This window comes from Cloacibacterium normanense (assembly GCF_002943105.1).
Lineage (GTDB): Bacteria > Bacteroidota > Bacteroidia > Flavobacteriales > Weeksellaceae > Cloacibacterium.
In genome coordinates this window covers 57,187-81,810 of sequence record NZ_PTPZ01000004.1, presented here as the reverse complement: position 1 = coordinate 81,810, position 24,624 = coordinate 57,187, and the positions used below count along the sequence as shown (strand labels likewise).

Annotated in this window: 29 protein-coding genes; 17 read left to right on the top strand and 12 right to left on the bottom strand. The window is 31.7% G+C overall.

The window, feature by feature from the left end; all coding sequences use genetic code 11:
* Positions 1-1,011, bottom strand: a complete 1,011-nt coding sequence (locus C3729_RS08100) for an aldose epimerase family protein (RefSeq protein WP_104793703.1) — start codon at positions 1,009-1,011, stop codon at positions 1-3.
* A 127-nt stretch (positions 1,012-1,138) separates the two neighbouring features.
* Between C3729_RS08100 and C3729_RS08095 the strand changes: the two genes are divergently transcribed.
* From C3729_RS08095 to C3729_RS08075, 5 genes are all read left to right on the top strand, one after another.
* Positions 1,139-2,131 (top strand): pseudouridine synthase, encoded by a 993-nt coding sequence (locus C3729_RS08095; RefSeq protein ID WP_104793702.1) that lies wholly within the window; start codon positions 1,139-1,141, stop codon positions 2,129-2,131.
* Between the two features lie 63 nt (positions 2,132-2,194).
* A complete protein-coding gene (locus C3729_RS08090) occupies positions 2,195-2,653 on the top strand; it encodes a DUF1569 domain-containing protein (RefSeq protein WP_104793701.1) in 459 nt (152 codons plus the stop codon).
* Positions 2,650-3,036 carry a bacillithiol system redox-active protein YtxJ gene (gene ytxJ, locus C3729_RS08085; RefSeq protein ID WP_104793700.1) on the top strand — a complete coding sequence of 129 codons (387 nt, stop codon included), beginning with the start codon at positions 2,650-2,652 and terminating at the stop codon, positions 3,034-3,036. The genes C3729_RS08090 and ytxJ overlap by 4 nt, the downstream gene beginning before the upstream one ends.
* A gap of 11 nt (positions 3,037-3,047) precedes the next feature.
* Positions 3,048-3,626, top strand: a complete 579-nt coding sequence (locus C3729_RS08080) for a Crp/Fnr family transcriptional regulator (RefSeq protein ID WP_104793699.1) — start codon at positions 3,048-3,050, stop codon at positions 3,624-3,626.
* A gap of 27 nt (positions 3,627-3,653) precedes the next feature.
* Positions 3,654-3,917 carry a GNAT family N-acetyltransferase gene (locus C3729_RS08075; protein WP_104793698.1) on the top strand — a complete coding sequence of 88 codons (264 nt, stop codon included), beginning with the start codon at positions 3,654-3,656 and terminating at the stop codon, positions 3,915-3,917.
* Between the two features lie 25 nt (positions 3,918-3,942).
* Here C3729_RS08075 and C3729_RS08070 read toward each other — a convergent pair whose 3' ends face one another.
* The 5 genes from C3729_RS08070 to C3729_RS08050 all read right to left on the bottom strand — a co-directional run bounded on the left by C3729_RS08070 (position 3,943) and on the right by C3729_RS08050 (position 7,885).
* Positions 3,943-4,542: a hypothetical protein gene (locus C3729_RS08070; RefSeq protein WP_104793697.1), complete on the bottom strand. Its 600-nt coding sequence runs from the start codon at positions 4,540-4,542 to the stop codon at positions 3,943-3,945.
* 2 nt (positions 4,543-4,544) lie between these two features.
* Positions 4,545-5,201, bottom strand: a complete 657-nt coding sequence (locus C3729_RS08065) for a 3-oxoacid CoA-transferase subunit B (protein WP_104793696.1) — start codon at positions 5,199-5,201, stop codon at positions 4,545-4,547.
* A 154-nt stretch (positions 5,202-5,355) separates the two neighbouring features.
* A complete protein-coding gene (locus tag C3729_RS08060) occupies positions 5,356-6,057 on the bottom strand; it encodes a CoA transferase subunit A (RefSeq protein ID WP_104793695.1) in 702 nt (233 codons plus the stop codon).
* Between the two features lie 8 nt (positions 6,058-6,065).
* Entirely contained in the window at positions 6,066-6,707 is a 642-nt protein-coding gene (locus tag C3729_RS08055; RefSeq protein WP_104793694.1) for a hypothetical protein, read from the bottom strand.
* A gap of 101 nt (positions 6,708-6,808) precedes the next feature.
* Entirely contained in the window at positions 6,809-7,885 is a 1,077-nt protein-coding gene (locus C3729_RS08050; protein WP_104793693.1) for a M42 family metallopeptidase, read from the bottom strand.
* Between the two features lie 55 nt (positions 7,886-7,940).
* Between C3729_RS08050 and C3729_RS08045 the strand changes: the two genes are divergently transcribed.
* The gene (locus C3729_RS08045; RefSeq protein ID WP_104793692.1) at positions 7,941-8,651 is read left to right on the top strand and encodes a DUF4294 domain-containing protein; all 711 of its coding nucleotides are present in this window, start codon (positions 7,941-7,943) and stop codon (positions 8,649-8,651) included.
* Position 8,652: 1 nt separating this feature from the next.
* Complete coding sequence (locus C3729_RS08040; RefSeq protein ID WP_104793826.1) at positions 8,653-9,444, top strand: S1/P1 nuclease; 792 nt, start codon at positions 8,653-8,655, stop codon at positions 9,442-9,444.
* On the opposite strand, the gene C3729_RS08035 is transcribed toward C3729_RS08040, so the two are convergent.
* Together C3729_RS08035 and mnmD are read right to left on the bottom strand one after the other, a co-directional pair.
* On the bottom strand, positions 9,436-9,852 hold the full coding sequence (locus tag C3729_RS08035; protein WP_104793691.1) for an NUDIX hydrolase: 417 nt from the start codon (positions 9,850-9,852) through the stop codon (positions 9,436-9,438). The genes C3729_RS08040 and C3729_RS08035 overlap by 9 nt on opposite strands.
* 35 nt (positions 9,853-9,887) lie before the next feature.
* Positions 9,888-10,571, bottom strand: a complete 684-nt coding sequence (gene mnmD / locus C3729_RS08030; protein WP_104793825.1) for a tRNA (5-methylaminomethyl-2-thiouridine)(34)-methyltransferase MnmD — start codon at positions 10,569-10,571, stop codon at positions 9,888-9,890.
* Between the two features lie 84 nt (positions 10,572-10,655).
* Between mnmD and C3729_RS08025 the strand changes: the two genes are divergently transcribed.
* From C3729_RS08025 to C3729_RS08005, 5 genes are all read left to right on the top strand, one after another.
* Positions 10,656-11,729, top strand: coding sequence for a branched-chain amino acid aminotransferase (locus C3729_RS08025; protein WP_104793690.1), 1,074 nt, complete (start codon positions 10,656-10,658; stop codon positions 11,727-11,729).
* Between the two features lie 90 nt (positions 11,730-11,819).
* Positions 11,820-12,329: an FKBP-type peptidyl-prolyl cis-trans isomerase gene (locus C3729_RS08020; RefSeq protein ID WP_104793689.1), complete on the top strand. Its 510-nt coding sequence runs from the start codon at positions 11,820-11,822 to the stop codon at positions 12,327-12,329.
* 78 nt (positions 12,330-12,407) lie between these two features.
* Positions 12,408-13,415 carry a peptidylprolyl isomerase gene (locus C3729_RS08015; protein WP_411266656.1) on the top strand — a complete coding sequence of 336 codons (1,008 nt, stop codon included), beginning with the start codon at positions 12,408-12,410 and terminating at the stop codon, positions 13,413-13,415.
* 138 nt (positions 13,416-13,553) lie between these two features.
* The gene (locus C3729_RS08010; RefSeq protein WP_104793687.1) at positions 13,554-14,033 is read left to right on the top strand and encodes an antitoxin Xre/MbcA/ParS toxin-binding domain-containing protein; all 480 of its coding nucleotides are present in this window, start codon (positions 13,554-13,556) and stop codon (positions 14,031-14,033) included.
* A gap of 13 nt (positions 14,034-14,046) precedes the next feature.
* On the top strand, positions 14,047-14,499 hold the full coding sequence (locus tag C3729_RS08005) for an RES family NAD+ phosphorylase (RefSeq protein ID WP_104793686.1): 453 nt from the start codon (positions 14,047-14,049) through the stop codon (positions 14,497-14,499).
* A 5-nt stretch (positions 14,500-14,504) separates the two neighbouring features.
* Here C3729_RS08005 and C3729_RS08000 read toward each other — a convergent pair whose 3' ends face one another.
* On the bottom strand, positions 14,505-15,341 hold the full coding sequence (locus C3729_RS08000; RefSeq protein ID WP_104793685.1) for an ion transporter: 837 nt from the start codon (positions 15,339-15,341) through the stop codon (positions 14,505-14,507).
* 151 nt (positions 15,342-15,492) lie between these two features.
* On the opposite strand from C3729_RS08000, the gene C3729_RS07995 reads away from it, so the two are divergent.
* From C3729_RS07995 to C3729_RS07975, 5 genes are all read left to right on the top strand, one after another.
* On the top strand, positions 15,493-16,590 hold the full coding sequence (locus C3729_RS07995) for a Nif3-like dinuclear metal center hexameric protein (RefSeq protein WP_104793684.1): 1,098 nt from the start codon (positions 15,493-15,495) through the stop codon (positions 16,588-16,590).
* 3 nt (positions 16,591-16,593) lie between these two features.
* Positions 16,594-17,373, top strand: a complete 780-nt coding sequence (locus C3729_RS07990) for a zinc ribbon domain-containing protein (protein WP_104793683.1) — start codon at positions 16,594-16,596, stop codon at positions 17,371-17,373.
* Positions 17,374-17,442: 69 nt separating this feature from the next.
* Positions 17,443-17,922: a PH domain-containing protein gene (locus C3729_RS07985; RefSeq protein ID WP_104793682.1), complete on the top strand. Its 480-nt coding sequence runs from the start codon at positions 17,443-17,445 to the stop codon at positions 17,920-17,922.
* A gap of 7 nt (positions 17,923-17,929) precedes the next feature.
* On the top strand, positions 17,930-18,742 hold the full coding sequence (gene kdsA, locus C3729_RS07980; RefSeq protein ID WP_104793681.1) for a 3-deoxy-8-phosphooctulonate synthase: 813 nt from the start codon (positions 17,930-17,932) through the stop codon (positions 18,740-18,742).
* 396 nt (positions 18,743-19,138) lie between these two features.
* Positions 19,139-21,277, top strand: coding sequence for a TonB-dependent receptor plug domain-containing protein (locus C3729_RS07975; RefSeq protein ID WP_104793824.1), 2,139 nt, complete (start codon positions 19,139-19,141; stop codon positions 21,275-21,277).
* A 43-nt stretch (positions 21,278-21,320) separates the two neighbouring features.
* On the opposite strand, the gene C3729_RS07970 is transcribed toward C3729_RS07975, so the two are convergent.
* The 3 genes from C3729_RS07970 to C3729_RS07960 all read right to left on the bottom strand — a co-directional run bounded on the left by C3729_RS07970 (position 21,321) and on the right by C3729_RS07960 (position 24,609).
* The gene (locus C3729_RS07970; protein ID WP_104793680.1) at positions 21,321-22,673 is read right to left on the bottom strand and encodes an MATE family efflux transporter; all 1,353 of its coding nucleotides are present in this window, start codon (positions 22,671-22,673) and stop codon (positions 21,321-21,323) included.
* A 16-nt stretch (positions 22,674-22,689) separates the two neighbouring features.
* The gene (gene tatC / locus C3729_RS07965; RefSeq protein WP_104793679.1) at positions 22,690-23,520 is read right to left on the bottom strand and encodes a twin-arginine translocase subunit TatC; all 831 of its coding nucleotides are present in this window, start codon (positions 23,518-23,520) and stop codon (positions 22,690-22,692) included.
* 129 nt (positions 23,521-23,649) lie between these two features.
* The gene (locus C3729_RS07960; protein ID WP_104793678.1) at positions 23,650-24,609 is read right to left on the bottom strand and encodes an SIS domain-containing protein; all 960 of its coding nucleotides are present in this window, start codon (positions 24,607-24,609) and stop codon (positions 23,650-23,652) included.
* Positions 24,610-24,624: the final 15 nt, after the last annotated feature.

Here is a 24,624-nt window from a genome sequence, read left to right as displayed (position 1 = left end):
CTAAGAAATTATAAATTGGAAGGTTGTATTTTGTTGGTATGTTTCGCCTTTTCTTAAAATAGCATTCGGGAAATCTTCGTGATTAGGAGCATCTGGAAAGACTTGAGTTTCAAAACAAATTCCGCTTTCTGTGTGATATTCTACAGATTCTTTATTTTGAAGTTCATCAGAAGTTTTTCCGCCTACGTAAATCTGTACCGCAGGTTGGTCTGTGTAAACCTTCATGGTTAAACCATTTTTCACACTTTCTAAAATAGCTGCAGGTTCTTTATTGTTCTTTAAAACAAAACAATGGTCTATTCCAGCCACTACATTTTTAGAACTTCTGAAATCAAATGCGTGGTTTTCCATAGGAATAAAATTTCCTGTAGGAATGTTTTCATCGTCTAATTCTAAGAATTTTTCAGCATTGATTTGTAATTTTTGGTCAAGAGTATTTCCAGAAATTCCATCAAGGTTAAAATAAGCGTGATTGGTAAGGTTTAGAAGAGTGTCTTCTGTAGTAGTTGCTTTATATTTTATATTTAATTCGTTTTCATCTGTTAAAGTATAAACTACTTCTATGGTAACATCTCCAGGATAAAATTCGTTGGCTTTACTGAAATAAGAAAAAGTTAGTGTATTGGTTTCTTCGTTGTAGTTTTCAAAATTCCAAGCGACGTTACTTAATTGGTGTTTCCCGCCGTGTAAATGGTGTTTCCCGTGATTTTGGTCTAATTGAATGGTTTTTCCGTTCAGTTGAAATTGAGCGTTTTTAATTCTTCCAGCAAATCTTCCTACCACTGCATTAAAATAAGGAGAAGCACCTATTTCGAAAGCTTTAATATACTCATCAACCGAATGAAACCCTAAAACGACGTCTATTTTACCATTTTTGGTAGGAACATAGAGCGAAAGTAGTGTTGCACCATAATTAGTGATATTTATTTCTATACCATTTTTATTGGTAATTTTGTATAGTGATACATTATTTTTGACTGGTGTAATAATTACATTATTTTTAGAATGCATAGATATTTTTAAGATTTCAAAATTAAGTATTAGTTTGATTAAATTCTTTTTTTGGGTGAAAAATCATAATGATTTATGACAAAAATGTTAAAACTTATTTTTGTACCTTTGCAAAAATTTATTATTTATGAGCAGAGAAAGAAATTCAGGCAAAAGTAACAATAGAAATTCTGAGAGGAGACCTTCCTCACCTAAAAGCTCAAAACCTTCATTTGATAAACCAAAGAGAACAAGAGGAACTGACACTCCAAAAAGAGGGGGCGAGAAAACTTTTGATTCTAGAGAGAAATATGTAAAAGGTGATCTGAAGTTAAGCAAAAAGCCTTTCAAAAAATTCGAAAAAGACGAAGACAAAGCAAAATCTTTCGTTCAAAAAAGACGTCTAGAAAAACTAGCAAAATCTGAGAACAAAGAAACCATTCGTTTAAATAAATATATTGCCAATTCTGGAATTTGTAGCAGAAGAGAAGCAGATGAATTGATTACTCAAGGTTTGGTAGAAGTTAATGGTAAAGTAATTTCAGAATTAGGTTACCAAGTACAAAAAACTGATAGAGTAGTTTTTGACGGACAAGGAATTACACCAGAAAAACCAGTGTATGTTTTGTTAAATAAACCAAAAGGTTATATTTCTACAACTAAGGACGAAAAAATGCGCAAAACCGTAATGGATTTAGTGGCAAATGCTTCGCCATATCGTTTATTTCCTGTTGGTAGATTAGACAGAAGTACTACTGGAGTTATTCTATTGACGAATGATGGACACATGACTAAAAAATTGACGCATCCATCTTTTAACATGAAAAAAATCTATCACGTAACGCTTGATAGAAAAATCTCTAAAGAGGATATGCAAGTTATTGCAGACGGAATTAGATTAGAAGAAGGTGTAGCAGAAGTAGATGCGATTTCTTACATCGATGGAAAACCTAAAAATGAGGTGGGAATAGAAATCCACATTGGTTGGAATAGAGTAGTTCGTAGAATTTTCCAGAAAATGGGCTACGAAGTAGAAGCACTAGACAGAGTAATGTTTGCAGGACTTACCAAGAAAAATGTAAAACGAGGCTACTGGCGAATTCTTACAGATTTAGAAGTCAACAACCTGAAAATGTTGTAAGAAAATAAAGAAATTGTAGAGCGTTTTATAACGCTCTTTTTTATTGTTTTGCGTTAAAAAAAAGTGAGAAAATCTTTACACAATCTTTCAGACGTAAACGAAATCATCAATAGAATACATCTTCTACATGAGAATTCTCCTAGAAAATGGGGAAGCATGAATGTCTCACAAATGATGGTTCATTGTGCTAAAATTCTAGAAGTTCCCAATAAAAATTTACAACTAAGACATCCTCATTTTCTAATTCGGCTTATTGGAGTAGCAACCAAGTACGAGCTCAGAATTTTCAATAATGGAATTCCACATAATATGCCTACTTTCAAAGAAGTGATAGTAAACGAAACCTGCGATTTTCTAGAAAGTAAAAAATATTTATTGACAACTTTAGATGAATATGTTTGGAATGCTTCACAAAATAATTTACCCAAAACTCACCAATTATTCGGGAAAATGACGAAATTTGACTGGGGATTTTTAGAGTATAAACATCTTCATCATCATTTAAAACAATTTAATGTATGAGTATTTTTGACAATTTATTTGGCGGAAATTCTAATGGTTCTTCTCTGAAAGAGTTTTGGAACGAAATAGAGTCTTCAGAAGATTTAGAAACTGCAATAGAAGCATCAAAACTAGGAAAAGTAGTGATTTTCAAACATTCTACCAGATGCATGATTAGCAAAACAGTTCTTAGAAATTTTGAAAGACAAATAGAGTTAGAATCTGTTGACTTGCCAAAATTTTATTATTTAGATTTATTAAACCATCGCGGTATTTCTAATGAAATTGCCCAAAAATTTTCGGTGGTTCATCAGAGTCCACAAATTGTAGTGATAGAAAATGGTCAAGTTATTCATCATGCTTCACATGATAATATTGATTTAAGTCTTATCTTAGCATTATAAAAACAAAACAATTGGAAAATTTTCAATTTCAAATTTCTAGATTACTTGATGCTCCTATAGAAATCGTACAGTTTTGTAGTGAGAAAATCAAAGTTAAAAATGTGCAAAAAGGCGAGTTTTTCTTACAACCCGGCGAAGTATGTAATGATACATTTTTTGTGAATAAAGGCTTACTAAGAATGTATAGCATTGATAAAAATGGTAAAGAACACATCTTGCATTTTGCTCCAGAAAACTGGATTTTAGTAGACCGAAGTAGTCTTTATCTTAATCAACCTTCAGATTATTACATAGATGCGGTAGAACCTTCAGAAGTTTTGGTGCTTTCGCCAGAATATTTTGATTTTTTAGCGGAAAATCAACCTTCAGTTATTGCGAAACAGAATGTTCTTTTGCACAAACATGTAAGCAGTCTGCAGAGAAGGATTACCCAATTATTGGGAGCCACTGCAGAAGAAAGATATGTGGATTTTTTGAAAACTTATCCTAATATTTTTGAAAGAGTTCCACAATGGATGGTGGCGTCTTATTTAGGAATTACACCAGAAAGTTTAAGTAGAGTGAGAAAAGAATTGGTGCGGAAAAAATAATTTTCTATATTTAGCAAAAAAACATAAATGGAATTTAGTAAATTGGTCAAAGGATTCGAAGTATCTGAAGAAGGGCATAAAATCGGGCATATCGATTTTAATATTGTAAATGGAGTAATGAAAATTACTCATACTGAAGTAGATAAAAAACATTCTGGTAAGGGAATTGCCACAGAATTGGTAAAAACTGCTGTAGAATATGCAAGGCATAAAAACCTAAAAGTGAAACCACTTTGTTCGCTTGCTTCGCATGTATTGAAAAAGGATAATTACTCAGATATTTTAGAATAAAAAAGGAACTTCAATTGAAGTTCCTTTAGTTTTTTAAGGATTTTAATTGCTGAATTAATTTTTCTTGCTCATTTATAATGCTGTCGATTTTTTTATTATTTGGAATTGTTTTTTGAAAATCTTCTATTGCTGGTAAAGTTTTCCTTATTTTATAAATACTATAAAGTTCGTTTATAGAAATTGTGTTAAGGTTAGTTTGTTTCATTTTCCCCTTAAGAACAGATGTATTCTTTGTAAAATTCTTTTCACTAGATTCTATTAATTTAAGGATTTCTTTTTTTAATAAAGAATCTTTTAAAAATTTAGTTCTATATTTCGCATCTTTATAATAATCATCAGGCTTTTGCAAGATATCGTCTAAACTTCTTTTATATTCTCTGCTCTCATCATTTAATTTACTTATTTCTTCATCTAATTTGGTGAGATTTTGATCATTTTCTATTATTTTATAATAAATTTTCTCAATCAAGGAATTGTTGTCATTTGAGTATCTAGAAAAAGATTTTATATCATTATCTTTTAAAATAACTTTATCTGTTTCATTTTTTGGTATAGCTTCAGTTCTAGCTTCTTTGTTGCAAGAAATTAAACTAACTATAGAAATTATGGTGATTAGTTTTTTCATATTTAAAATTTCATTTCAGGTACATTATCATCAATGATTAATTTTCCAGCAGTTGCTTTTTTGATATCGTCTATAGAAACTCCAGGAGCTCTTTCTAAGCAATGAAATGCGCCATCTTTAACTTCGTAAACGCCTAATTCTGTTACAATTTTTTTAATACATTTCACTCCAGTTAAAGGCAAAGTACATTCTGGTAAAAGTTTGCTTTCGCCATGTTTATTGACTTGTTGCATGGCTACGATGATATTCTTCGCCGAAGCAACTAAATCCATTGCGCCGCCCATTCCTTTCACCATTTTTCCAGGAATTTTCCAATTGGCAATGTCTCCATTTTCAGAAACTTCCATTGCGCCAAGAATCGTTAAGTCTACTTTTTGAGCTCTAATCATCCCAAAACTTGTTGCGCCATCAAAAATAGATGCACCTTTTAATAAAGTAACGGTTTGTTTTCCTGCATTAATAAGATCTGCATCTTCTTCACCTTCATAAGGAAAAGGACCCATTCCTAGAATTCCGTTTTCAGATTGTAGCACTACATTAAAACCTTCTGGAATGTAATTCGCTACCAATGTAGGAATACCAATTCCTAAATTTACATACGTGTTGTTTTTTATTTCTCTTGCAATTCTCATTGCAATTTGTTCTTTTGTTAAAGCCATATTTTAATATTTTAACACATGAGTCACATTAGATTATAGATAAAATTGATGAAAACTAGAACATATAAGGTTTTGAAAATTAAAGATTTTCAACTGATGTGTTCTTTAAAAATTCTTATTTGTTTTCAACTTTTTTTAAAATCTAATGTGTTTATTATTTTTTTGGTCTTACAGTTCTCTGTTCAATACGCTTTTCATAATTTTCACCTTGGAAAATTCTATGAACATAAATTCCTGGAGTGTGAATTTGGTCTGGGTCTAGTTCTCCAGCTTCTACCAATTCTTCAACTTCTGCTATGGTAATTTTACCAGCCATTGCCATCATTGGATTAAAATTTCTAGCGGTAGAACGATAAATGAGATTTCCTGCAGTATCGCCTTTCCAAGCTTTTACAATCGCGAAATCTGCGTCAAAAGCATATTCTAACAAATAATCTTTTCCATTAAAATTTCTCACTTCTTTTCCTTCTGCAACTTCGGTTCCTACACCAGCTGGAGTGAAAATTGCGGGCATTCCGTAACCTGCAGCCATACAGCGAGTTGCTAAAGTGCCTTGAGGAATCAGTTCAACTTCTAATTCTCCAGAAAGCAATTGACGCTCAAATTCAGCGTTTTCGCCCACGTAAGAAGAAATCATTTTCTTGATTTGCTTTTTTTGCAATAATAAACCCAATCCGAAATCATCTACACCAGCATTATTAGAAATACAAATAAGGTTTTTAACTCCCTTTTTTACGAGTTCGGCGATAGAATTTTCAGGAATTCCGCATAAACCGAAACCTCCGAGCATAATGGTAGCGCCGTCTTGAATATCAGCACAAGCTTCTGTTACGTTTTTTACTGTTTTGTTTATCATAGTTTTTTTTAAGTTTCTTTTAATCCAAATTCAACTAATTTTTTTCCTAAATCAGTAATTTTTGCTTTTACTTTATCTTGATATTCTCTTTCTTCATTGGAAGTTTCTCCCCATTCTCCAATACCTAATCCTTCACATAGTCCAAAGTTATAAATCTCAATCTCTTGTTCAACAAAAAGAGAATTTCTTTCATCGTAATCAATCAATTTTATTACATCAAAATAAAAAAGTTGTTCAATTAAATAACAAAACTTTAAAAATTCAATATATGTTATTTTCTTCAATATAAAATTCTTAAAAAGTCTTCCAATAATTTTTGGTTTTTCTTCAGAATCAATTCTATTTATTATTTCCAATATTTTTTCTCCAACTTTATGTTTGTATTCATTACTATCATCAATATATTGAATTTCTCTCTGAATAATGTTTGGATTAATATCTTCAATTTTTTTCAAAAAATGAATTAATTTATTTGCAAAAATTTTATCACTTATTGTAGAACTTAAATTATATAAATTTACAATAGTTCCAAAAAAAGGTACCTTTTTTAGAGTTTCATTATCAATAAAAGAATCTAAAGGCATTTCTAAAACATCTTTGGATATTTTACCAAAATCTGAATTTATTAATTTTTTAAATTTGTCTGACATTATTTTTTTAATTTTCTAAAATACAAATTTTTTGAAATCTAAAATAAAAAACGCTTCCAAGTTCTAATCCCTTGAAAGCGTGATGTTATCATGAATTTTGGTTAAAAATATTTTAAACTCATGTTTGGTTTTATTTGAAGCAGTGTTTCATAAATGAGTTTAATAACATTGGCTACATCTTCTTTGGCAACCATTTCTACCGTAGTGTGCATGTATCTTAATGGTAGAGAAATCAGTGCAGAAGGAACGCCTCCGTTAGAAAATGCGAAAGAATCTGTATCGGTTCCTGTTGCTCTGCTCAAAGCATTTCTCTGGAATGGAATTTTCTTTTTCTTAGCGGTATCTGTGATTAAATCTCTGATGATGTGATGAACAGATGGCGCATAAGCAATTACAGGTCCGTCTCCACATTTCATGTGACCTTCTTTTTTCTTCTCGATGTGTGGAGTAGTGGTGTCATGAGTAACGTCTGTAACGATAGCGATGTTTGGTTTTATAGTTTGTGCAATCATGGTTGCTCCATATAAACCAACTTCTTCTTGTACAGAATTGGTAATATATAACCCGAAAGGTAATTTCTTTTTGTTTTCTTTTAAAAGTCTCGCTACTTCGGCAATCATAAATCCGCCCATTCTGTTGTCTAGCGCTCTACAAACGAAATAACGGTCGTTGAGTTCAAAAAATTCATCGGGATAAGTAATCATGCAACCTACATAAATTCCTAAATTTTCTACTTCTTCTTTAGATGTACAACCGCAATCGATGAAAATATTTTCAATTTTTGGAATTGGTTCATGAGGATTTGCGCTTCTGGTATGAATGGCTGGCCAACCGAAAACACCTTTTACAATGCCTTTTTCTCCGTGAATGTGTACCATTTTAGAAGGAGCAATCATTTGGTCAGAACCTCCGTTTCTGATTACGTAAATCATTCCATCATCCGAAATGTAATTTACGTACCAAGAAATTTCGTCTGCATGTGCTTCTATCACTACTTTGAATTCCGCTTCTGGATTGATGATTCCGTAACAAGTTCCATAGTGGTCTACTCTTATTTCGTCTACATAAGGCTTAATATAATCAGCCCAAATTTTCTGTCCGTTCTGCTCAAAACCAGTTGGCGAAGCAGTGTTCAAATATTTTTCTAAAAATTTTAAAGATTTATTTTCAAATTTCATATAAAGGAACGATTTTTGTGATACTTAAAATTAAATTTTAACTCAGGTAAAAATAATGAAATTTCAGAACATTTTCACCATATTTCTTTTGTTGTTTAGCTTATCATTTCAGGCTCAACAAGATACTATAAAAATAGAATTGAAGGCACTAAAAGATATTCCAAAAGAAAAACTTCAAAAAGATGATTTTGGGAATGTTTTTTATTATGATGAAAAGCAGAAAGCTAGAATTTACGAAATCAACGGAGAAAAAGTAGTAGTGATGGATGAGTTACTTCTCATGCAAAGACCACATTTTAATAATCAACTTGACCGTAATTTCTATTATTTTCTCAATAAAAAATTGAATAGAGTTTATCCTTATTTCATTACAGCTTTAGAGCAATACAGAGATATTCAAGATGAACTTTCTAAAATAGATGATGAGAAAAAAAGAGCTTACATCAGGAAAAGACAAGAAGGACTCGCCAATCAATATGAAACCCAATTAAGGGATTTAACAACTACAGAAGGTAGAATTTTTGCAAAATTAATGCACCGAGCTACTGGAAAAACAGTGTACGAAATCATTAAAGAATTGCGTGGAAACTGGAGTGCTTTTTGGTGGAATGTAAAAGGAAATATTGCAGATGTAGACATTAAAGAACCTTATGATCCGCATGCAAATAGACAAGACGCTTTTGTAGAATCTCTTTTGTACTCTAACTGGAATTTAGGATATTTGCAGCCTTATGAAGGTTACAGAGATTTTAAAACAAAAAAATAACATGAAATTTTTATTCAAACTATTATTTACGGTAAGCATTTTATATTCTGCAGAAGCTTACTCATGGGGAATTATTGGGCATAGAACCATTGCAGAAATTGCAGAAAATCACATTTCAAATAAATCTAAGCGTAAGCTTAAAAAGATTATAGGAAAACAAAATCTAGCTTATATTGCCAACTGGCCAGATTTCGTGAAATCTGATACGCTGAATACCTATAAAGAAACAGAAGTTTGGCATTATGTGAATGTAAAACCAAACCAGAATTTTATAGAATTTGAGAAGTCTTTAAAAGAACTTAGTACTCCCAACCTTTACAATCAAATTATTAAGCAAAAAGAAATTATCGCTAATAAAAATTCATCAAAAGACGAAAAAGTTGTAGCGCTTAAGTTTTTGGTTCATTTAATGGGAGATTTGCACCAACCAATGCATGTGGGAAGAGCTGAAGATTTAGGAGGAAATTTAATCCAGTTAACTTTCAATAGAGACCAAACGAATTTACACAGTTTATGGGATACTAAATTGGTAGATTATCAAAGATATTCATATAAAGAGTTTGCTAAAGTGCTAGATTATAAATCTAAAGAGGAAATCCAAAAAATACAAAGCGGAAGTCTTGAAAATTGGTTGTATGAAAGTTACACGAAAGCCAATAGAATCTACACGCAGACCAAACCAAATGGCGTTTACAGTTATGATTATAATTATAAATTTTCAGGATTGTTAGAAGAGCAATTATTAACTGGTGGATTAAGACTGGCTAAAGTTTTAGACGAAATACTACAATAATTTTTCTTTCAGTTTCTGAAATACAATTTGATCAATAGGCAATTCTAATGGGTTTTCTTCATGTAAGGAAATCCATTTTATTTTTTCTATGCTTTCATCTAAAATCTGCAATTCGTCTAGATTTAAAATATCTACCTTATAATATATAGTTAGCAATTGCTCGTTTTCTCTAAATCTAGAAACCAAGAAATCTTCTTGAGTGTAAAAATGTTCTAGAACATTTATTTTTAGGTTAAGTTCTTCTGCAAATTCTCTGTGAAGGCATTCTAAGGTTCCTTCGCCAAATTCTAAACCGCCACCAGGTAATTTGATTAGTTTTTGTCCGGCATAACCTTCATCTAGAGCCATTATTTCTTGATTTTCATTAATGTAAATGGCGTAAACTCTTATGTTAATTTTATCTATCATGTTTTGTTTTTTTTATTTATTGGCTCTTTTTACTTTTAACTTGTTTCTTTTAAAACCGCATTAATCATTTCGCGTTTTCCTTTTGGACCTTCTAATTTAGTAACTTCGAAATTAAGTTCCTTCAGAATTCTTCTTACGCTTCCTTTTGAAGAATAAGTAGTGAGTAGTCCACCATCTTTCATTTTGCTTTTTACGATTTCAAATAGCGGTTTTTCCCATAAATCTGGTTGAACTTTTGCACCAAAACAATCGTAATATACTAAGTTAATCGCAGGTAAATTTATCTCTTTTATCTTAAAAAAGTCCAAATTGTATTTAGTAAAGAAGAAGTTTGGCAAAATTTCATGTGTTTTATTCCATTCTAATTCATGAATTTTTTGATAAATTTCTTGCGCATTTTCGAATGTAAAATGCTTTGCATAGTTCAATTCTACGATTTCTTGATTATTTACGGGATATTTTTCGAATGTGAAATAGTGAAAAACATGATTTTTATCATTTTTCAAATATTCATTAATTGTGACTAAAGCATTAAGACCTGTGCCAAATCCCATCTCTAAAATGTTGATTTCGTAATCATAAACATTTTTTAATCCATTTTTTATAAATACATGTTCTGCTTCTTGGATGGCTCCATTGTGAGAATGGTAGTTTTCGTCTAAATCATTGATATACAATGTCTTGCTTCCGTCTAACGTGGTTTTTATTTCTCTTTTCAAAGTATTTTTTGTCAAAAATAAATTAAAATTTTGATATTTAAAAAATTATATTAAATTTGTAGAAACTCAATTAAAATTTTTAAAATGATAATTCAAAAAACTTCAAACTCAAGAATTGGGGAATTTGACCCAGAAAACATTGGATTTGGTACAGCATTTATAGATCATATGATTGTATGTGAGTACGAAAATGGAAAATGGGGTGAAGTCAGGCTTATGCCATATGGTCCACTTCCTTTTACACCAGCAATGATGGGCGTAAATTATGGGCAAGCTTGTTTTGAAGGAATGAAGGCTTATAAAGATAAAGATGGAGAAGTGTATCTTTTCCGTCCTGAGAAAAATTTCGAAAGAATTAATAAGTCAGCAAAGCGTCTTGCAATGCCGGAAATCACTGAAGAAATGTTTATCGGTGGTCTTAAAGCATTAGTAGATATGGATAGAAATTGGATTCCTTATGGAGAAGGTAAAGCTCTTTATATAAGACCTTTAATTTTTGCAACAGAAGAAGCTCTAAAAGCAAGAATTGCTAATAAATATATGTTTGCGATTGTTGCAACTCCCGTGCAAAGTTATTACACGGAGCCAGTTTCTGTAAAAATTTCAGATTTTTATTCTAGAGCTGCAAGTGGTGGAGTAGGTTCTGCTAAAGCTGCAGGAAATTACGCTGCTTCATTTTATCCAACAAAATTAGCTGCAGAAGAAGGTTATGAGCAAATCATCTGGACAGATGATGCTACTCATAAATATTTCGAAGAAAGTGGTACAATGAATGTTTTTGTAAGAATAAACGATACTATTTATACACCGCCAACTTCTGAAAAAATTCTAGATGGAGTTACTAGAGATAGTTTCCTTCAATTAGCAAAACACAAAGGAATTGACGTAAAAGTAGAGCCAGTAGAAGTTCCTAAAGTTCTAGAAGCACATTCAAAAGGTCAGTTAATTGAAGTTTGGGGAGTAGGAACTGCTGTAGTAACTAGCGTTTTCAAAGCGATAGGTTATAAAGACCAAAAATTAACTTTACCAGAACTTTCAGAAGAAGAAAGTTTCGCGTTAACTCTTAAAAAAGCATTGGTAGATATTCAAACCAATAAAGCTGAAGATCCTTTTGGATGGAGAGTAAAAGTAGAAAAGCATATTTTAGAAACTGCTTAGAAATAAGACTTTAAATATTTTAAACCGAGGAAATCTTTTCTCGGTTTTTTCGTTGTTATTTATTGAGTAATTAGTATTTTCGCAGTCAATATGAAAAAGGTAGTTTTCATTTCATTATTATCACTTTTGTCTTGTGTTAAAAATTCGCCAGCCCATCCTCCAGTTGGTGGTGTTTTGTCACAAGAAGACTTAAATTTATCTAAAAATAGAGCAAAAAATCTCAATTTATTAGAAAGAAAACAAATTCAAGATTGGATAGACCAGCAAGACAAAAAATTCTATTCTACAGGACTAAATTATTGGACGGATATTAGTGATTCTGAATCTAGAAGTAAGAAAAAAGATGGTGAATTGGTTTCGTATGAATATGATTTATATGATTTTAACCAAGAAAAATTATACGAGAAGCCTAATCAAAATATAGATGCTCCATTAGGAAAATTTGAAGAGTTGAAAGCAGTAGAAGATGCGGTACGTTATATGGAAAAGGGGGAACAAGCTACACTTTTAGTACCTTCAGTTTTGGCTTTTGGAACGTATGGAGATGATGAAAAAATCCCAAATGACATGCCTTTAATTATTAAAATTAAAATTTTGTAAATCCATAAAATGAAAAAAATAATTTTATTAACTATTGCAATTATTACCTTAATTAATTGTACTCCAATTTATAAAAAAATGAATATAGACAAAGATTTTTACAACGGTCTTCAAGACGGTGTTTACGCTAAAATGGAAACTTCTAAAGGTGAATTGATTATCCAATTTTTTGATCAAGATGCACCTGTTACAGTAGCTAATTTTGTAGGTCTTGCACAAGGAACTATTGAAAATAAAGCAAAAGCAAAAGGAGTTCCTTATTATGATGGAATTGTTTTTCACAGAGTGATTAAAAACTTTATGATTCAAGGAGGTGATCCTCAAGGAACAGGAATGGGAGATCCTGGTTATAAGTTTGATGATGAGAAAAACGACCTAAAACACGAAGGAAAAGGATATCTTTCTATGGCAAATTCTGGACCTAATACGAATGGTTCTCAGTTTTTCATTACAGAAGTTCCTACACCTTGGTTAGACGGAAGACACACTATTTTTGGTAAAGTAATTAAAGGAGAAGATGTAATTGACGCAATTGCTAATTCTGAAACTAGTGCTCAAGATAGACCAAAAGAAGAGATTAAAATTGTAAAAGTGACTGTTTTCACTAAAGGTGATGATTACGAAAAATATGATGCTGCTAAAATCTTCAACGAAGGGAAGGCAAAAATCCAAGAAAACAATAAAGCTTACATCGCTAAACAAGAAGCAGAAGCTGCTAAAAAATTAGAAGATTTAAAAGCTGGAATGACTGCAACAGCTTCTGGTTTAATGTATAAAATCACAAAATCTAATCCAGAAGGTAAAGCTCCAAAAGCTGGAGACATGGTTTCTGTACACTACGCTGGTAAATTAACAAACGGACAAGAGTTTGATAATTCTTTCAAAAGAGGTGAGCCTATCGAAATTCCAATCGGAGTTGGTCAAGTAATCAAAGGTTGGGATGAAGGAATCCAACTTCTCAAAGAAGGAGAAGCGGCTACTTTGTTAATTCCATCTGAATTAGGTTACGGAACAAGAGGAGCAGGAGGTGTAATTCCACCAAATGCTTGGTTAATCTTCGATGTAGAATTGGTGAAAGTAAAATAATATTACTCCCAATATATTTAAGAAAAACGCGCTAAATAGCGCGTTTTTTATTTTATTTATTAACTATTATTGAAAAAAAATAGACAAAAGTCTTTTTATTTTAGACAAAAGTCTTATATTTGTGTAAATATTTATGAGATGAAAAAGAATAAATTTTATACGCAAGAAGAAAAAGAAGTGCAACTTGTACAAGAAACTACTGCTTTCTATGGTACTTCCGTAGATTTTACTTCTATTGATGATAGAAGCGTCTTTGCTATTATAGATTCTATTAATAAAGGGATTTCTTTTACTGCTTTCGAAAATATTATAAAAAAATACAGTTTTACGCTCCAAAATTGGGCGGATTTTTTACATATTTCTAATAAAACCTTATCACGCTACCAAAAAGAATCAAAAACGTTTGATGCTTTACAGTCAGAACGTATTATGCAAATAGAAATTTTACACAGTAAAGGCGAAGAAGTTTTCGGCAGTAGAGAGAATTTTTCTACTTGGCTAGAAACAGAAAACCTTGCTCTAGGAAACATTATACCAAGGGATTTACTTAAAAATTCTTTTGGAATTAATTTATTAATGGATGAATTAGTTAGAATTGAGCACGGTGTTTTAGCATAAGATAGATTCAGAAATGATTGTTTTTAGACTTTCAAAAGCACAATTTGCCAATGATTTATCTGGAAAAGGAGCTGAATTGGTTGGTGGAAGATGGAATAGTAGAGGAAATGCTATGCTTTATACTTCACAAAGTATTGCGCTTTGCGTTACAGAAATTGCAGTTCACGTTCCGCTTGGGATTTTACCAAAAGATTATCAATTGGTACATATTGAAGTTCCTGATGAAGATTTTTTAGAATTGAAAAGATTACCAAAAGATTGGCAAACATTTCCGCACTCTAATTCTACTCAAATGTTAGGAGATAAATTTCTGAAAGAGCAGAAATTTTTGGTGCTGAAAATTCCTTCTGCTACAGTTCAAGGTGAATTTAATTATTTAGTGAATCCGAGACATAAAAATTTTAATCAAATTAAAATTTTGAAAATAGAAAGTTTTAGTTTTGATGAAAGGCTATTTAGAAGATGATAAGTTTATTTTAATTCCATAAGTTTTTCGCCACAAGTCTTGCAATATCTTGCATCTTCATCATTTTCACTATTTCCACATCTGTCGCAAAGTCTAGTTTTGGCCATTTTTTTTCTCATTTCAGAGGTTACAATTCCTGTAGGAACAGCAATGATGCTATAACCGCATAACATTAAAATGACGGATAAAAATTTTCCTAAAGGAGTAACTGGAGAAATATCACCATAACCCACTGTAGTAATCGTTACAACTGCCCAATAAATAGACGTAGGAATGTCTATAAATCCGTTATTTCCGTTTTCTATAACAAACATCAGTGAACCAATTATAGTCACTAGAATCATTATGAAAAGAAGGAAAATATAAATTTTTCTAGAGCTGTTTTTTAGTGCTTGAACAATGTATTGGCCGTCATTCATGTAATCTAATAAATTGAGAACTCTAAAAATTCTTAGCATTCTCAAGAGTCTAATCATAGAAAGAAACTTGGTGAATGGGAAAAATAAGCTCAAGAAAAACGGAAGAAGTGATAAAAAATCTATAATACCTAAAAAACTGAAAATATAATCTTTCTTGTTTTTAACCACAGAAATCCTCAGAATATATTCTATCGTAAATGCAATGGTAATGAGCCATTCTAAGCTTACCAAAAGAGAATGATAATATTCATCTACTTTTTGAACACTTTCCATCATAACAATGAAAGTACTCAGGATAATCATCAAAAGAAGCAATAAGTCGAAAATCTTTCCTGAAGGAGTGTCAGAAAAATAGATAATCCTGAAAATTTTCTTTTTCCAAGGAGTATCTTCAGCAATTAAATTATGTTCTCTTTTTTGCATTTTTAGAAAATTAAGTGTTTTTGTGCCATTTTAATCAAATGACAGCTTCTTCTTGTCAAAAATAAGAGAAATATTTAAATTTCAAGAAGATAAAACTAAGAATGAAATTGTATTTTTGTAAAACTTAATTTTTCAGAAATATTATTTGAAAATGATTTTAAAAGAATTTACTTCAGAATTAGATAAACTATTTTCGCTGAAACAAGCTGAAGATTTTGATAATGTAGGTTTGCTTTGTGGAAATCCTGCCAGAGAAGTTTCTGGAGTTTTGGTTTGTCATGATGCGCTAGAAAACGTTGTAGATGAGGCTATTGCAAAGAATTGTAATGTGATTGTAACGTTTCACCCAATTATTTTTTCTGGGTTAAAATCCATCACTGGCAAAAACTATGTAGAACGCGCAGTTCTAAAAGCCATCGAAAATAAAATTGCGATTTATGCGATTCACACAGCTTTTGATAATGATTATTTTGGAGTGAATTATAGAATCTGCAATGAATTAGGCTTGAAAAATCAAAAAATTCTGATTCCAAAGTCAGAAAATCTTCTGCAATTGGTAGTTTATGTTCCGTCTGATTATTCAGAGAAGGTGAAAAATGCTTTATTTGAAGCAGGTGCAGGAAATATTGGTTTCTATGATGAATGCAGTTTTTCGGTGAAAGGAAATGGAACTTTCAGACCGATTGAAGGTTCTAATCCATTTTTGGGAACTTATAATGTGAGAGAAAATGCTGATGAAGAAATGATTTCTGTGATTTTTGAAGGTTTCAAAAAGAATCAGATTTTATCTGCGATGAAATCTACGCATCCTTATGAAGAAGTGGCGTATCAACTTTATGCTTTAGAGAATGATAATCAATACGTTGGCTTAGGAAGATACGGAGAATTAGAACAAGAAATGGCAGAAAAAGATTTCTTAAAATTTGTGAAAGAAAAATTCAATTTAGAAGTGATTCGTCATTCTGAGTTTTTGAATAAAAAAATCAAGAAAGTAGGCGTTTTAGGTGGAAGTGGAGCCAGTGGAATTTCGGCAGCAAAAGCTTCTGGATGTGATGCTTACTTAACGGGAGATGTAAAATACCACGATTTTTTCCAAAGCGAAAACCAAATGCTCATCTGTGATATAGGACATTTCGAGTCAGAACAATTTGTTACTGAGCAATTAGTTGAGATTTTGTCGGAAAAATTTCCTACATTTGCATTCTCAAAATCCACAGAAAAAACCAACCCTGTAAATTATTTCTTTTAAGATATGGCAAAAAAAACTGTAGAAATTTCAGTAGAAGAAAAATTAAGAGCCCTTTATGATTTACAAATCATAGACTCTAGATTAGACGAAATCCGCAATACAAGAGGTGAATTACCAATTGAGGTAGAAGATTTAGAAATCGAAATCGAAGGTCTTAACAAGAGAGCACAAAAATTCGAAAACGAAATTAAAGACTTAAATGATGACATTAATAACAAAAAAGAAGTTATTAATCATTCTAAATCTTTGATGGAGAAATATAAATCTCAACAAGACAACGTAAGAAATAATAAAGAATTCGAAGCGCTTGCTAAAGAAATAGAATTTCAGGATTTAGAAGTTCAGTTGGCTGAAAAGAAAATCAAAGAATTTACTGCAAAAATCGCTCACAAAAATGAACTTTTAGATGAGTTGAAAGGTAAAATCGGAGAGTTAGAAAGTCACTTAAACTTCAAGAAAAACGAACTTGATGCTTTAATTTCTGAAACTCAAAAAGAAGAAGATTATCTTTTAGAAAAATCTAAAGAATTTGCAGAAAAAATAGACGAAAGACTATTGGCTTCTTACAAAAGAATTAGAAATAATTCTGGAAACGGATTAGCAGTAGTAGGTCTGGAAAGAGGTGCGCCAAAAGGTTCATTCTTTACCATTCCGCCACAGAAACAAATGGAAATCGCTCAGCGTAAGAAAATTATCATCGATGAGCATTCTGGTAAAATCTTGGTAGACGATGAGTTGGTAATGGAAGAGAACGAAAAAATGGCTTCTATCATTAAATTCTAAAAATGTTAAATCAATATAAATTCCGTTCTTTTTGAGCGGAATTTTTTATTTTTGCCTAAAACTAATGATATGAAAGAATTTGCGAATGCTAAAATGGATAAATGGACGTTATTTTACACCATTTTATACATTTTTTTCTCTATTGGAATGGTTATTTTCATGTTCAATACAGATGCACCTAAATTCGCATTAATTACTTTGGGCAGTATTCTTTCAGGAGCTTTTATTTTTGCTTATTTCATGATTCCCAAAATCAGTTTGAGTGAAAATGCAATCCATGTAAAAAATGCTTTTGTTAATTTTAAAATTTCAATTCAAGATATTTCTTATGTTGAAAAAGTAGAAAAGTTAGGATTAAACATCAGAACATTTGGAGCAGGAGGCGTTTTTGGATATTTTGGCTATTTTAACGGAAATGATGTTTGGTACGTTACCAATATTTATAAAAAAGTAAAAATCACCATGAAATCTGGGAAAATCTACATGCTTTCACCAGAAAATACAGAAGATTTTATTCAACAAATCACAAACCTAAAATCTAAAATTTAAAGTTATAATGATACAATTACTTGATAAAATTCATCACAAAGATTCTAAAAATTTCTTTTTAATTGCTGGTCCTTGTGCTATTGAAGGCGAAGAAATGGCATTTGAAATTGCCGAAAAAATTGTAAAACTTTCAGATAAATATAAGATTCCTTACATTTTCAAAGGAAGTTTTAAAAAAGCCAACAGAAGCAGAGTAGACAGTTTTACAGGAATTGGCGACGAAAAAGCTTTAGAAATTATCAAAAAAGTAGGAGAGCATTTTAATATTCCTACTACTACAGATATTCACGAAAACGCTCATGCAGAACTCGCAGCTTCTTACGGAGTAGATGTTTTGCAAATTCCTGCGTTTTTGGTTCGTCAGACAGATTTAGTAGTGGCTGCAGCAAAAACAGGGAAAGCTGTAACTTTAAAAAAAGGACAGTTTCTTTCGCCAGAATCTATGAAATTTGCGGTGCAAAAAGTATTAGATTCCGGAAATGACAAAGTGGCGATTATTGAGAGAGGGAATTCTTTCGGATATACAGATTTGGTGGTAGATTTTAGAGGAATTCCTACCATGCAACATTATGCACCTGTCATTTTAGACGTTACACATTCTCTTCAACAGCCTAATCAAAATTCAGGAGTAACAGGAGGAAGACCAGAATTGATAGAAACCATTGCCAAAGCTGGAATTGCAGTAGGAACAGACGGAATTTTCATTGAAACACATCCAGATCCTTCTTGTGCAAAATCAGACGGAGCGAATATGCTAAAACTTGATTTGCTCGATGATTTATTAGGAAAACTAACTCGAGTAAGAGAAGCAATCTTATAATATTGAACCAAGCATTTTTGCTTGGTTTTTTCTTTTGAAAAACACAAAAAATTACTAAAATTTACCATTGAAATAATTCTTTATCAATTTGATTAAATTTTATAAATTTATCCTTTAAAATATAACCTTTTGAAAAAGCTCATATTATTCTTAGTTCTTACATTTCCAGTCTTTATTTTTTCACAAATTAATTTGAAAATTTTAGACGATAACGGAAGTCCAGTTTCTGATGTAAAAGTCAATTATAACAATCAAAACTTTACCACAAATGCGCAAGGTTTTGCTAAAATTCCTGTAGCTGAAACAGAACAAGTATTGACGGCAGAAAAGGAATCTTATGTTTCTTTTACCAAGAAAATCAATCCTGAATTAAAATACCAAAACTTAAATGTTTTGATGGTGCTTTCCATTAAAACTAAAGATATTCAAGAAATTACCTTCCGTGGAAGAGGAAAACCAAAGAATACCGACCTTACTTCTCTTGAAATTTCTGCAAAACAAGCTCAGATTGTAGCTTCGCTTTCTGGTGGTGTAGAAGGTTTGATTAAGTCTTTGCCTTCGGTAAATTCTAATGCAGAATTGTCATCGCAATACATGGTGAGAGGTGGTAATTATGATGAAAATTTAATTTACATCAATGATATTGAGATTTACAGACCGTTTCTTGTGAGAAATTCTTTGCAAGAAGGAATGAGCATCATTAATCCAGATATGGTTTCTATGATTAACTTTTCTGCAGGTGGTTTCGAAGCGAAATATGGCGATAAAATGAGTTCTGCGCTTAATATTTATTACAGACAACCTTCAAAAACTGAAATCTCTGGCGAAGCAAGTCTTATTGGCGGAAGACTGTCTTTAGGTTTAGCTTCTAAGAATAAGAAATTATCAGCTTTATTCTCAGGAAGATACAGAAACACCAATTTGGTTCTGAATACGTTAAATGAAGATACAGATTTTAATCCTCAATATTTTGATTTTCAATCGTATATCAATTATTATATCAATGGTAAATGGTCGGTTTCATTTTTAGGATATTGGTCAAAAAATGACTATGAAATGATTCCAAATTACAAAGAAGTAGATTTTGGAACTGTACAACAGCCGATAAAATTATTGGTAGGTTATGAAGGGAAAGAAGATGATTCTTATAAAAACATGATGGGAACTGCTTCTATCATGTATAAACCAAGCAAAAAATTAAGTGTAACGCTAGATAATTTTGCCTATCAAAACAGAGAAAGAGAATATTATACCATTGCTTCAGGTTATTTATTGCAAACCTTTGATCCTGTGACTGGAGACCCGAATTCTAGTTATGATGCAGGCGGACAAATAGATCATGCAAGAAATGATTTATTAGCAAGAACTTATGGAAGTCAATTGAGAGTAAAATTTTCTCCAAATGCCAATACTGATATAGAAGTAGGTGCAAAATTCGAGAAAGAAATGCTTAAAGATCTTACGAATGAATGGCAGTTGGTAGATTCTTTGGGTTACAGCACACCGAGAACTTATTTGAATCCAGGAGTTTTAGACGCGTCTGATTTAAAATTGAAATACAATATTTCTGGAAATAATGAAATCAATCCTAGGAGAATTTCTGGTTACGCACAATTTTCTAAAAAATTATATTGGGGAGAAAACAGAGTGTTTATCAATGGTGGAGTAAGAGCGCAACAATGGAGTTTTAACAAAGAAACTTTAATTTCACCAAGAGCACAATTCGCGATAAAACCAGATTGGGATGCAGATATGCTTTTCAGAATTTCGGGAGGAGTTTATTATCAAGCGCCTTATTACAAAGAAATCAAAGATTTAGACGGAACATTTAATGAAAATATTAAAGCTCAAAAATCAATTCAACTTATTTTAGCAAATGATTATGAGTTCAAAATGGTTGACAGACCATTTAAATTGACCACAGAATTGTATTACAAAAAAATGAATGATTTAATTCCGTATTATATTGATAATGTTAGAATTAGATATTCAGGAAAAAATAATTCCGAAGGTTATGCTTATGGAGTTGATACCAGATTGTTCGGTGAATTTGTTCCCGGTGTAGATTCTTGGATTTCTGTAAGTTATGCCAGAGCAAAAGAAAATATTGATGGAAGAGGCTACATTGCAAGACCTACTGACCAAAGATTTAGATTTTCGATGTTTTATCAGGATTACATGCCGAAATTCCCAAGCATGAAAGTTAATCTTACGTTATTATTTGCAAGCGGTTTACCAAATGGAGCTTCATTATTTGCAGATCCTTATGAATACACCAAAACTTTACCTTCTTACAAACGTGTTGACATTGGTTTAGAAAAAGTTTTCATTGACCAAAAAGACAACAAAGAAACAGGTGATTTCTGGAGAAAATGTAAAGAATTATCATTAGGTGTTCAGATTTTCAATGCTTTCAATATTAATAACACCATTGCTAATCAATGGATTACCGATGTTAATTCAAGTTATATTTATCCAGTTCCTGTAAGATTAACAGGTAGATTTTTTAATGTTAGATTAAACTTTAAGTTTTAATAAAAAGAAAGTCTTGAATGTTCTCTTCAAGACTTTTTTATTTTTAGTTGGACTGAGCTTTAATTCTTTTCTCCGAAAGATTTCTAAATCTTATTACCAAAAGCACCGCAGAAATGGTAAGTCCAATTCCCAGAGCAATCCACATTCCGAAAGCGCCCATCTTCATAGGAACCGTAAGATAATAACCCAATGGAATGGTGATTACCCAATAAGCAATAAAGGTAAGAATAGAAGGAATTTTCACGTCTTGTATTCCTCTAAGACAACCAAGTGCAGTCACCTGAATTCCGTCTGATAATTGAAATAATGCTGCAATAATCATCAATTGAGATGCCAATTCTACTACAGCAATGTCTTCTTTTTTGGTGAAAAATGTTGGTAAAACATCTTTTCCAAGAATAAAAACCAATCCACACATTAACATAAAGATAAAAGCGATTTTCAGGTTGTTAAAACCTACTTTTTCTAGATTTACAAAGTCTTTTTCGCCTAATTTTCTTCCAATCATTACCGTAGAAGCTACACTGAATCCTACACAAAGATTAAACGTAAAACTCGCCATAGAAAGTGCAATTTGATGCGCTGCAATGTCTTTTGCAGAAATCAATCCGCAGATAAAAGCAGCACCAGCAAAAGCCGTTACTTCAAAAAACAATTGCAATGCAGTAGGAAAGCCTAATCTGATTAGTTTTTCGAACATTTCTTTGGTGAAATCCTTTATTTTTAATGAAAAATCTTTGATGTATCTTCTCGTTTTTTCTTCTTTAATCAACACATAATACAAGAAAACCATCATGGCAACTCTTGCAATAAATGTAGCCCAAGCTGAACCAGCAACTCCCATTTTAAAATGCTCTATAAACACATAATTGAGAATAACATTAATAACATTTGCAAAAATGGTCGCTTTGGTTACCCCAATCGTAAAAGAAAGTCCTTCTGAAACTTCTCTCATCGTTTGAAAAATCATAAATGGAATGATACTTAAGGTTACGATGGAAAGAAAGGTAATAGTATCGGGTAAAATTTCTTTTGGTTGATTCAAATATGGCATAAGTGGAATGATTCCAAATATCAAAAGCATTAAAACAAAAGCCAAAATGATATTTACCACAAATCCGTGTCGGAAAATGCTGTTAATTCTGTTGTGATCATGTTGAGAATGCGCTTCAGAAACCAATGGCGGAATCGCCAATGAAAAACCTAATCCAAAGATAAAAATAGAGAAAAACATAGCGTTTCCAAGAGAAACAGCTGCCAATGCTTTTGCGCCAAGAAGTTTTCCTACAATAATGTTATCAAACAAGTTTACAGAAACTTGCCCTACTTGTGTAAGCATTACTGGGAGCGCAAGTTTTAAGGTTTCTTGCGTAAACTGTTTATTGAGAAATTTCATTTTTTAAGTTTAAAAGTTAAGCGTTTCTTTTGGCCAATTCTTTTTGTTCTGCTTTTTGAATTTTTTTGTAAACATAAATGCTCATCAAAACACTGAATTCATACAAAACCAAAAGCGGAAATGCTGCAGCCAACATACTGAAAACATCTGCCGGAGTTACAATTGCGGCAACTACCATAATGACTACAATCGCGTGTCTTCTGTACGTTTTTAAAAATACAGGCGTCAAAATTCCTATCGTTGTCAAAAAATAAACGACTACTGGAAATAAGAAAACCAATCCCATTCCTAAAACCACTTGCAAAAATAGAGTAGTGTAATCTGATAAATCAAATAATTGCGTGATAGAATCTGAAATGGTAAATAATAATCCGAAATTAATTGCTAATGGAAGGATAAGGAAATATCCTACTAATGCACCAATAATAAAAAGAATCCACACAAAATTAATCACAAAAGATGAATTTTTTCTTTCTTTAGGATGAAGTGCTGGACTAATGAATCTCCACAATTCCCAAATAATATAAGGAAGTGCCAAAACCATTCCTCCGAAAATAGAAACAGACATCATTACATCAAACTGTTGCAATAATTTTTTCTGTTGAACTTGAAACGTATCTGGCAAAACGAAACTTTCGTGACCAAAAAATTCCTGAGAATAATGATTGATCACTCTAAAAGTAATAAAATCATTTTTAGTAGGTGCAAAAAACACATGATCCATAATCCAGTTAATATTGAAACCTACAATTAAAGCTCCAATAATAATTGCGATAATACAACGAATTAGATGCGATCTTAGTTCACCTATGTGTCCTAAAAAGGACATTTCTTTCTCTTCTGCCATATATTTTAGTTCCGAATTTTCGGGTTTAATTTTTTATTATTTAAACTTACAGTTTAATTCTTTCTTGTACGAAATGTTTTAGTTCTTGACTCTTGGCTCTTGATTCTAGATTCTAGATTCTTGTCTCTTCTAATTTATCCCTTCATCCAACAATCTATGTAAATCGATAATTCCGAAATAATTTCCATTATCTGTTACAATCAATTGACCGATATTGTTTTGCTTTAAAACAGTCATCGCTTCTTTTGCAAGCGCATTTTTGTCAACCGTTTTGGGATTTGCAGACATTAAATCTTTTGCTAAAATTCCGGTAAGATTTTCGGTTTTTAGAAGCATTCTTCTTAAGTCTCCATCGGTAATTACACCAACTATTTTGTCTTGGTCTGTTACCACCGTAATTCCATGCTTAGAGCTTGAAATAGAAAAAATTACATCTTTTATACTAGAATTTACTTCAACTAAAGGTCTCTGCTCAGAAACGAATTGTTCTACTCTTGCCGTTAAGTTTTTTCCTAAACTTCCACCTGGGTGAAACTTTGCAAAATCTTGGTCTTTGAAATTATTCAGTTCCATTAAACAAACTGCTAAAGCATCACCAATGGCCATTTGAACCGTAGTAGAACTTGTTGGCGCCAATTTATTAGGACAAGCTTCCACTTTTACCGAAGAATCTAAAACCACATCAGAAGCTTCTGCCAATTTAGATTTTAGATTTCCTGTCATACCAATTAAAGCAGCAGAATAATCTTTCAAAAAAGGCAATAAATACACTACTTCTGGCGAATTTCCAGAGTTAGAGATGCAAAGCACCACGTCATTTTTTTGTATCACGCCTAAATCTCCGTGAATTGCTTCCGCAGCGTGTAAAAACTGCGAAGGAGTTCCTGTAGAATTTAAAGTTGCTACAATTTTATTTCCTACGTGTGCAGATTTACCGATGCCTACTACAATCAGTTTTCCTGTGGAATTATTGATGATGTTTACCGCTTTTTCGAACTGTTCATCAATTCTATTTTTAAGCGATTCTAGCTCAGTAACTTCTACTGCAATAGCGTTTTTGGCAAGGCTAATAATGTCTATTTTTTCCAAAATACAATTTCTTAG

Excerpts from the sequence above, each read along its gene's own strand:
- C3729_RS08100 (WP_104793703.1), bottom strand. The coding sequence starts at position 1,011 with ATGCATTCTAAAAATAATGTAATTATTACACCAGTCAAAAATAATGTA.
- C3729_RS08095 (WP_104793702.1), top strand. The coding sequence starts at position 1,139 with ATGAGCAGAGAAAGAAATTCAGGCAAAAGTAACAATAGAAATTCTGAG.
- ytxJ (WP_104793700.1), top strand. The coding sequence starts at position 2,650 with ATGAGTATTTTTGACAATTTATTTGGCGGAAATTCTAATGGTTCTTCT.
- C3729_RS08075 (WP_104793698.1), top strand. The coding sequence starts at position 3,654 with ATGGAATTTAGTAAATTGGTCAAAGGATTCGAAGTATCTGAAGAAGGG.
- C3729_RS08070 (WP_104793697.1), bottom strand. The coding sequence starts at position 4,542 with ATGAAAAAACTAATCACCATAATTTCTATAGTTAGTTTAATTTCTTGC.
- C3729_RS08065 (WP_104793696.1), bottom strand. The coding sequence starts at position 5,201 with ATGGCTTTAACAAAAGAACAAATTGCAATGAGAATTGCAAGAGAAATA.
- C3729_RS08060 (WP_104793695.1), bottom strand. The coding sequence starts at position 6,057 with ATGATAAACAAAACAGTAAAAAACGTAACAGAAGCTTGTGCTGATATT.
- C3729_RS08055 (WP_104793694.1), bottom strand. The coding sequence starts at position 6,707 with ATGTCAGACAAATTTAAAAAATTAATAAATTCAGATTTTGGTAAAATA.
- C3729_RS08050 (WP_104793693.1), bottom strand. The coding sequence starts at position 7,885 with ATGAAATTTGAAAATAAATCTTTAAAATTTTTAGAAAAATATTTGAAC.
- C3729_RS08045 (WP_104793692.1), top strand. The coding sequence starts at position 7,941 with ATGAAATTTCAGAACATTTTCACCATATTTCTTTTGTTGTTTAGCTTA.
- C3729_RS08040 (WP_104793826.1), top strand. The coding sequence starts at position 8,653 with ATGAAATTTTTATTCAAACTATTATTTACGGTAAGCATTTTATATTCT.
- C3729_RS08035 (WP_104793691.1), bottom strand. The coding sequence starts at position 9,852 with ATGATAGATAAAATTAACATAAGAGTTTACGCCATTTACATTAATGAA.
- C3729_RS08025 (WP_104793690.1), top strand. The coding sequence starts at position 10,656 with ATGATAATTCAAAAAACTTCAAACTCAAGAATTGGGGAATTTGACCCA.
- C3729_RS08020 (WP_104793689.1), top strand. The coding sequence starts at position 11,820 with ATGAAAAAGGTAGTTTTCATTTCATTATTATCACTTTTGTCTTGTGTT.
- C3729_RS08015 (WP_411266656.1), top strand. The coding sequence starts at position 12,408 with ATGAATATAGACAAAGATTTTTACAACGGTCTTCAAGACGGTGTTTAC.
- C3729_RS08010 (WP_104793687.1), top strand. The coding sequence starts at position 13,554 with ATGAAAAAGAATAAATTTTATACGCAAGAAGAAAAAGAAGTGCAACTT.
- C3729_RS08005 (WP_104793686.1), top strand. The coding sequence starts at position 14,047 with ATGATTGTTTTTAGACTTTCAAAAGCACAATTTGCCAATGATTTATCT.
- C3729_RS08000 (WP_104793685.1), bottom strand. The coding sequence starts at position 15,341 with ATGCAAAAAAGAGAACATAATTTAATTGCTGAAGATACTCCTTGGAAA.
- C3729_RS07995 (WP_104793684.1), top strand. The coding sequence starts at position 15,493 with ATGATTTTAAAAGAATTTACTTCAGAATTAGATAAACTATTTTCGCTG.
- C3729_RS07990 (WP_104793683.1), top strand. The coding sequence starts at position 16,594 with ATGGCAAAAAAAACTGTAGAAATTTCAGTAGAAGAAAAATTAAGAGCC.
- C3729_RS07985 (WP_104793682.1), top strand. The coding sequence starts at position 17,443 with ATGAAAGAATTTGCGAATGCTAAAATGGATAAATGGACGTTATTTTAC.
- kdsA (WP_104793681.1), top strand. The coding sequence starts at position 17,930 with ATGATACAATTACTTGATAAAATTCATCACAAAGATTCTAAAAATTTC.
- C3729_RS07975 (WP_104793824.1), top strand. The coding sequence starts at position 19,139 with ATGGTGCTTTCCATTAAAACTAAAGATATTCAAGAAATTACCTTCCGT.
- C3729_RS07970 (WP_104793680.1), bottom strand. The coding sequence starts at position 22,673 with ATGAAATTTCTCAATAAACAGTTTACGCAAGAAACCTTAAAACTTGCG.
- tatC (WP_104793679.1), bottom strand. The coding sequence starts at position 23,520 with ATGGCAGAAGAGAAAGAAATGTCCTTTTTAGGACACATAGGTGAACTA.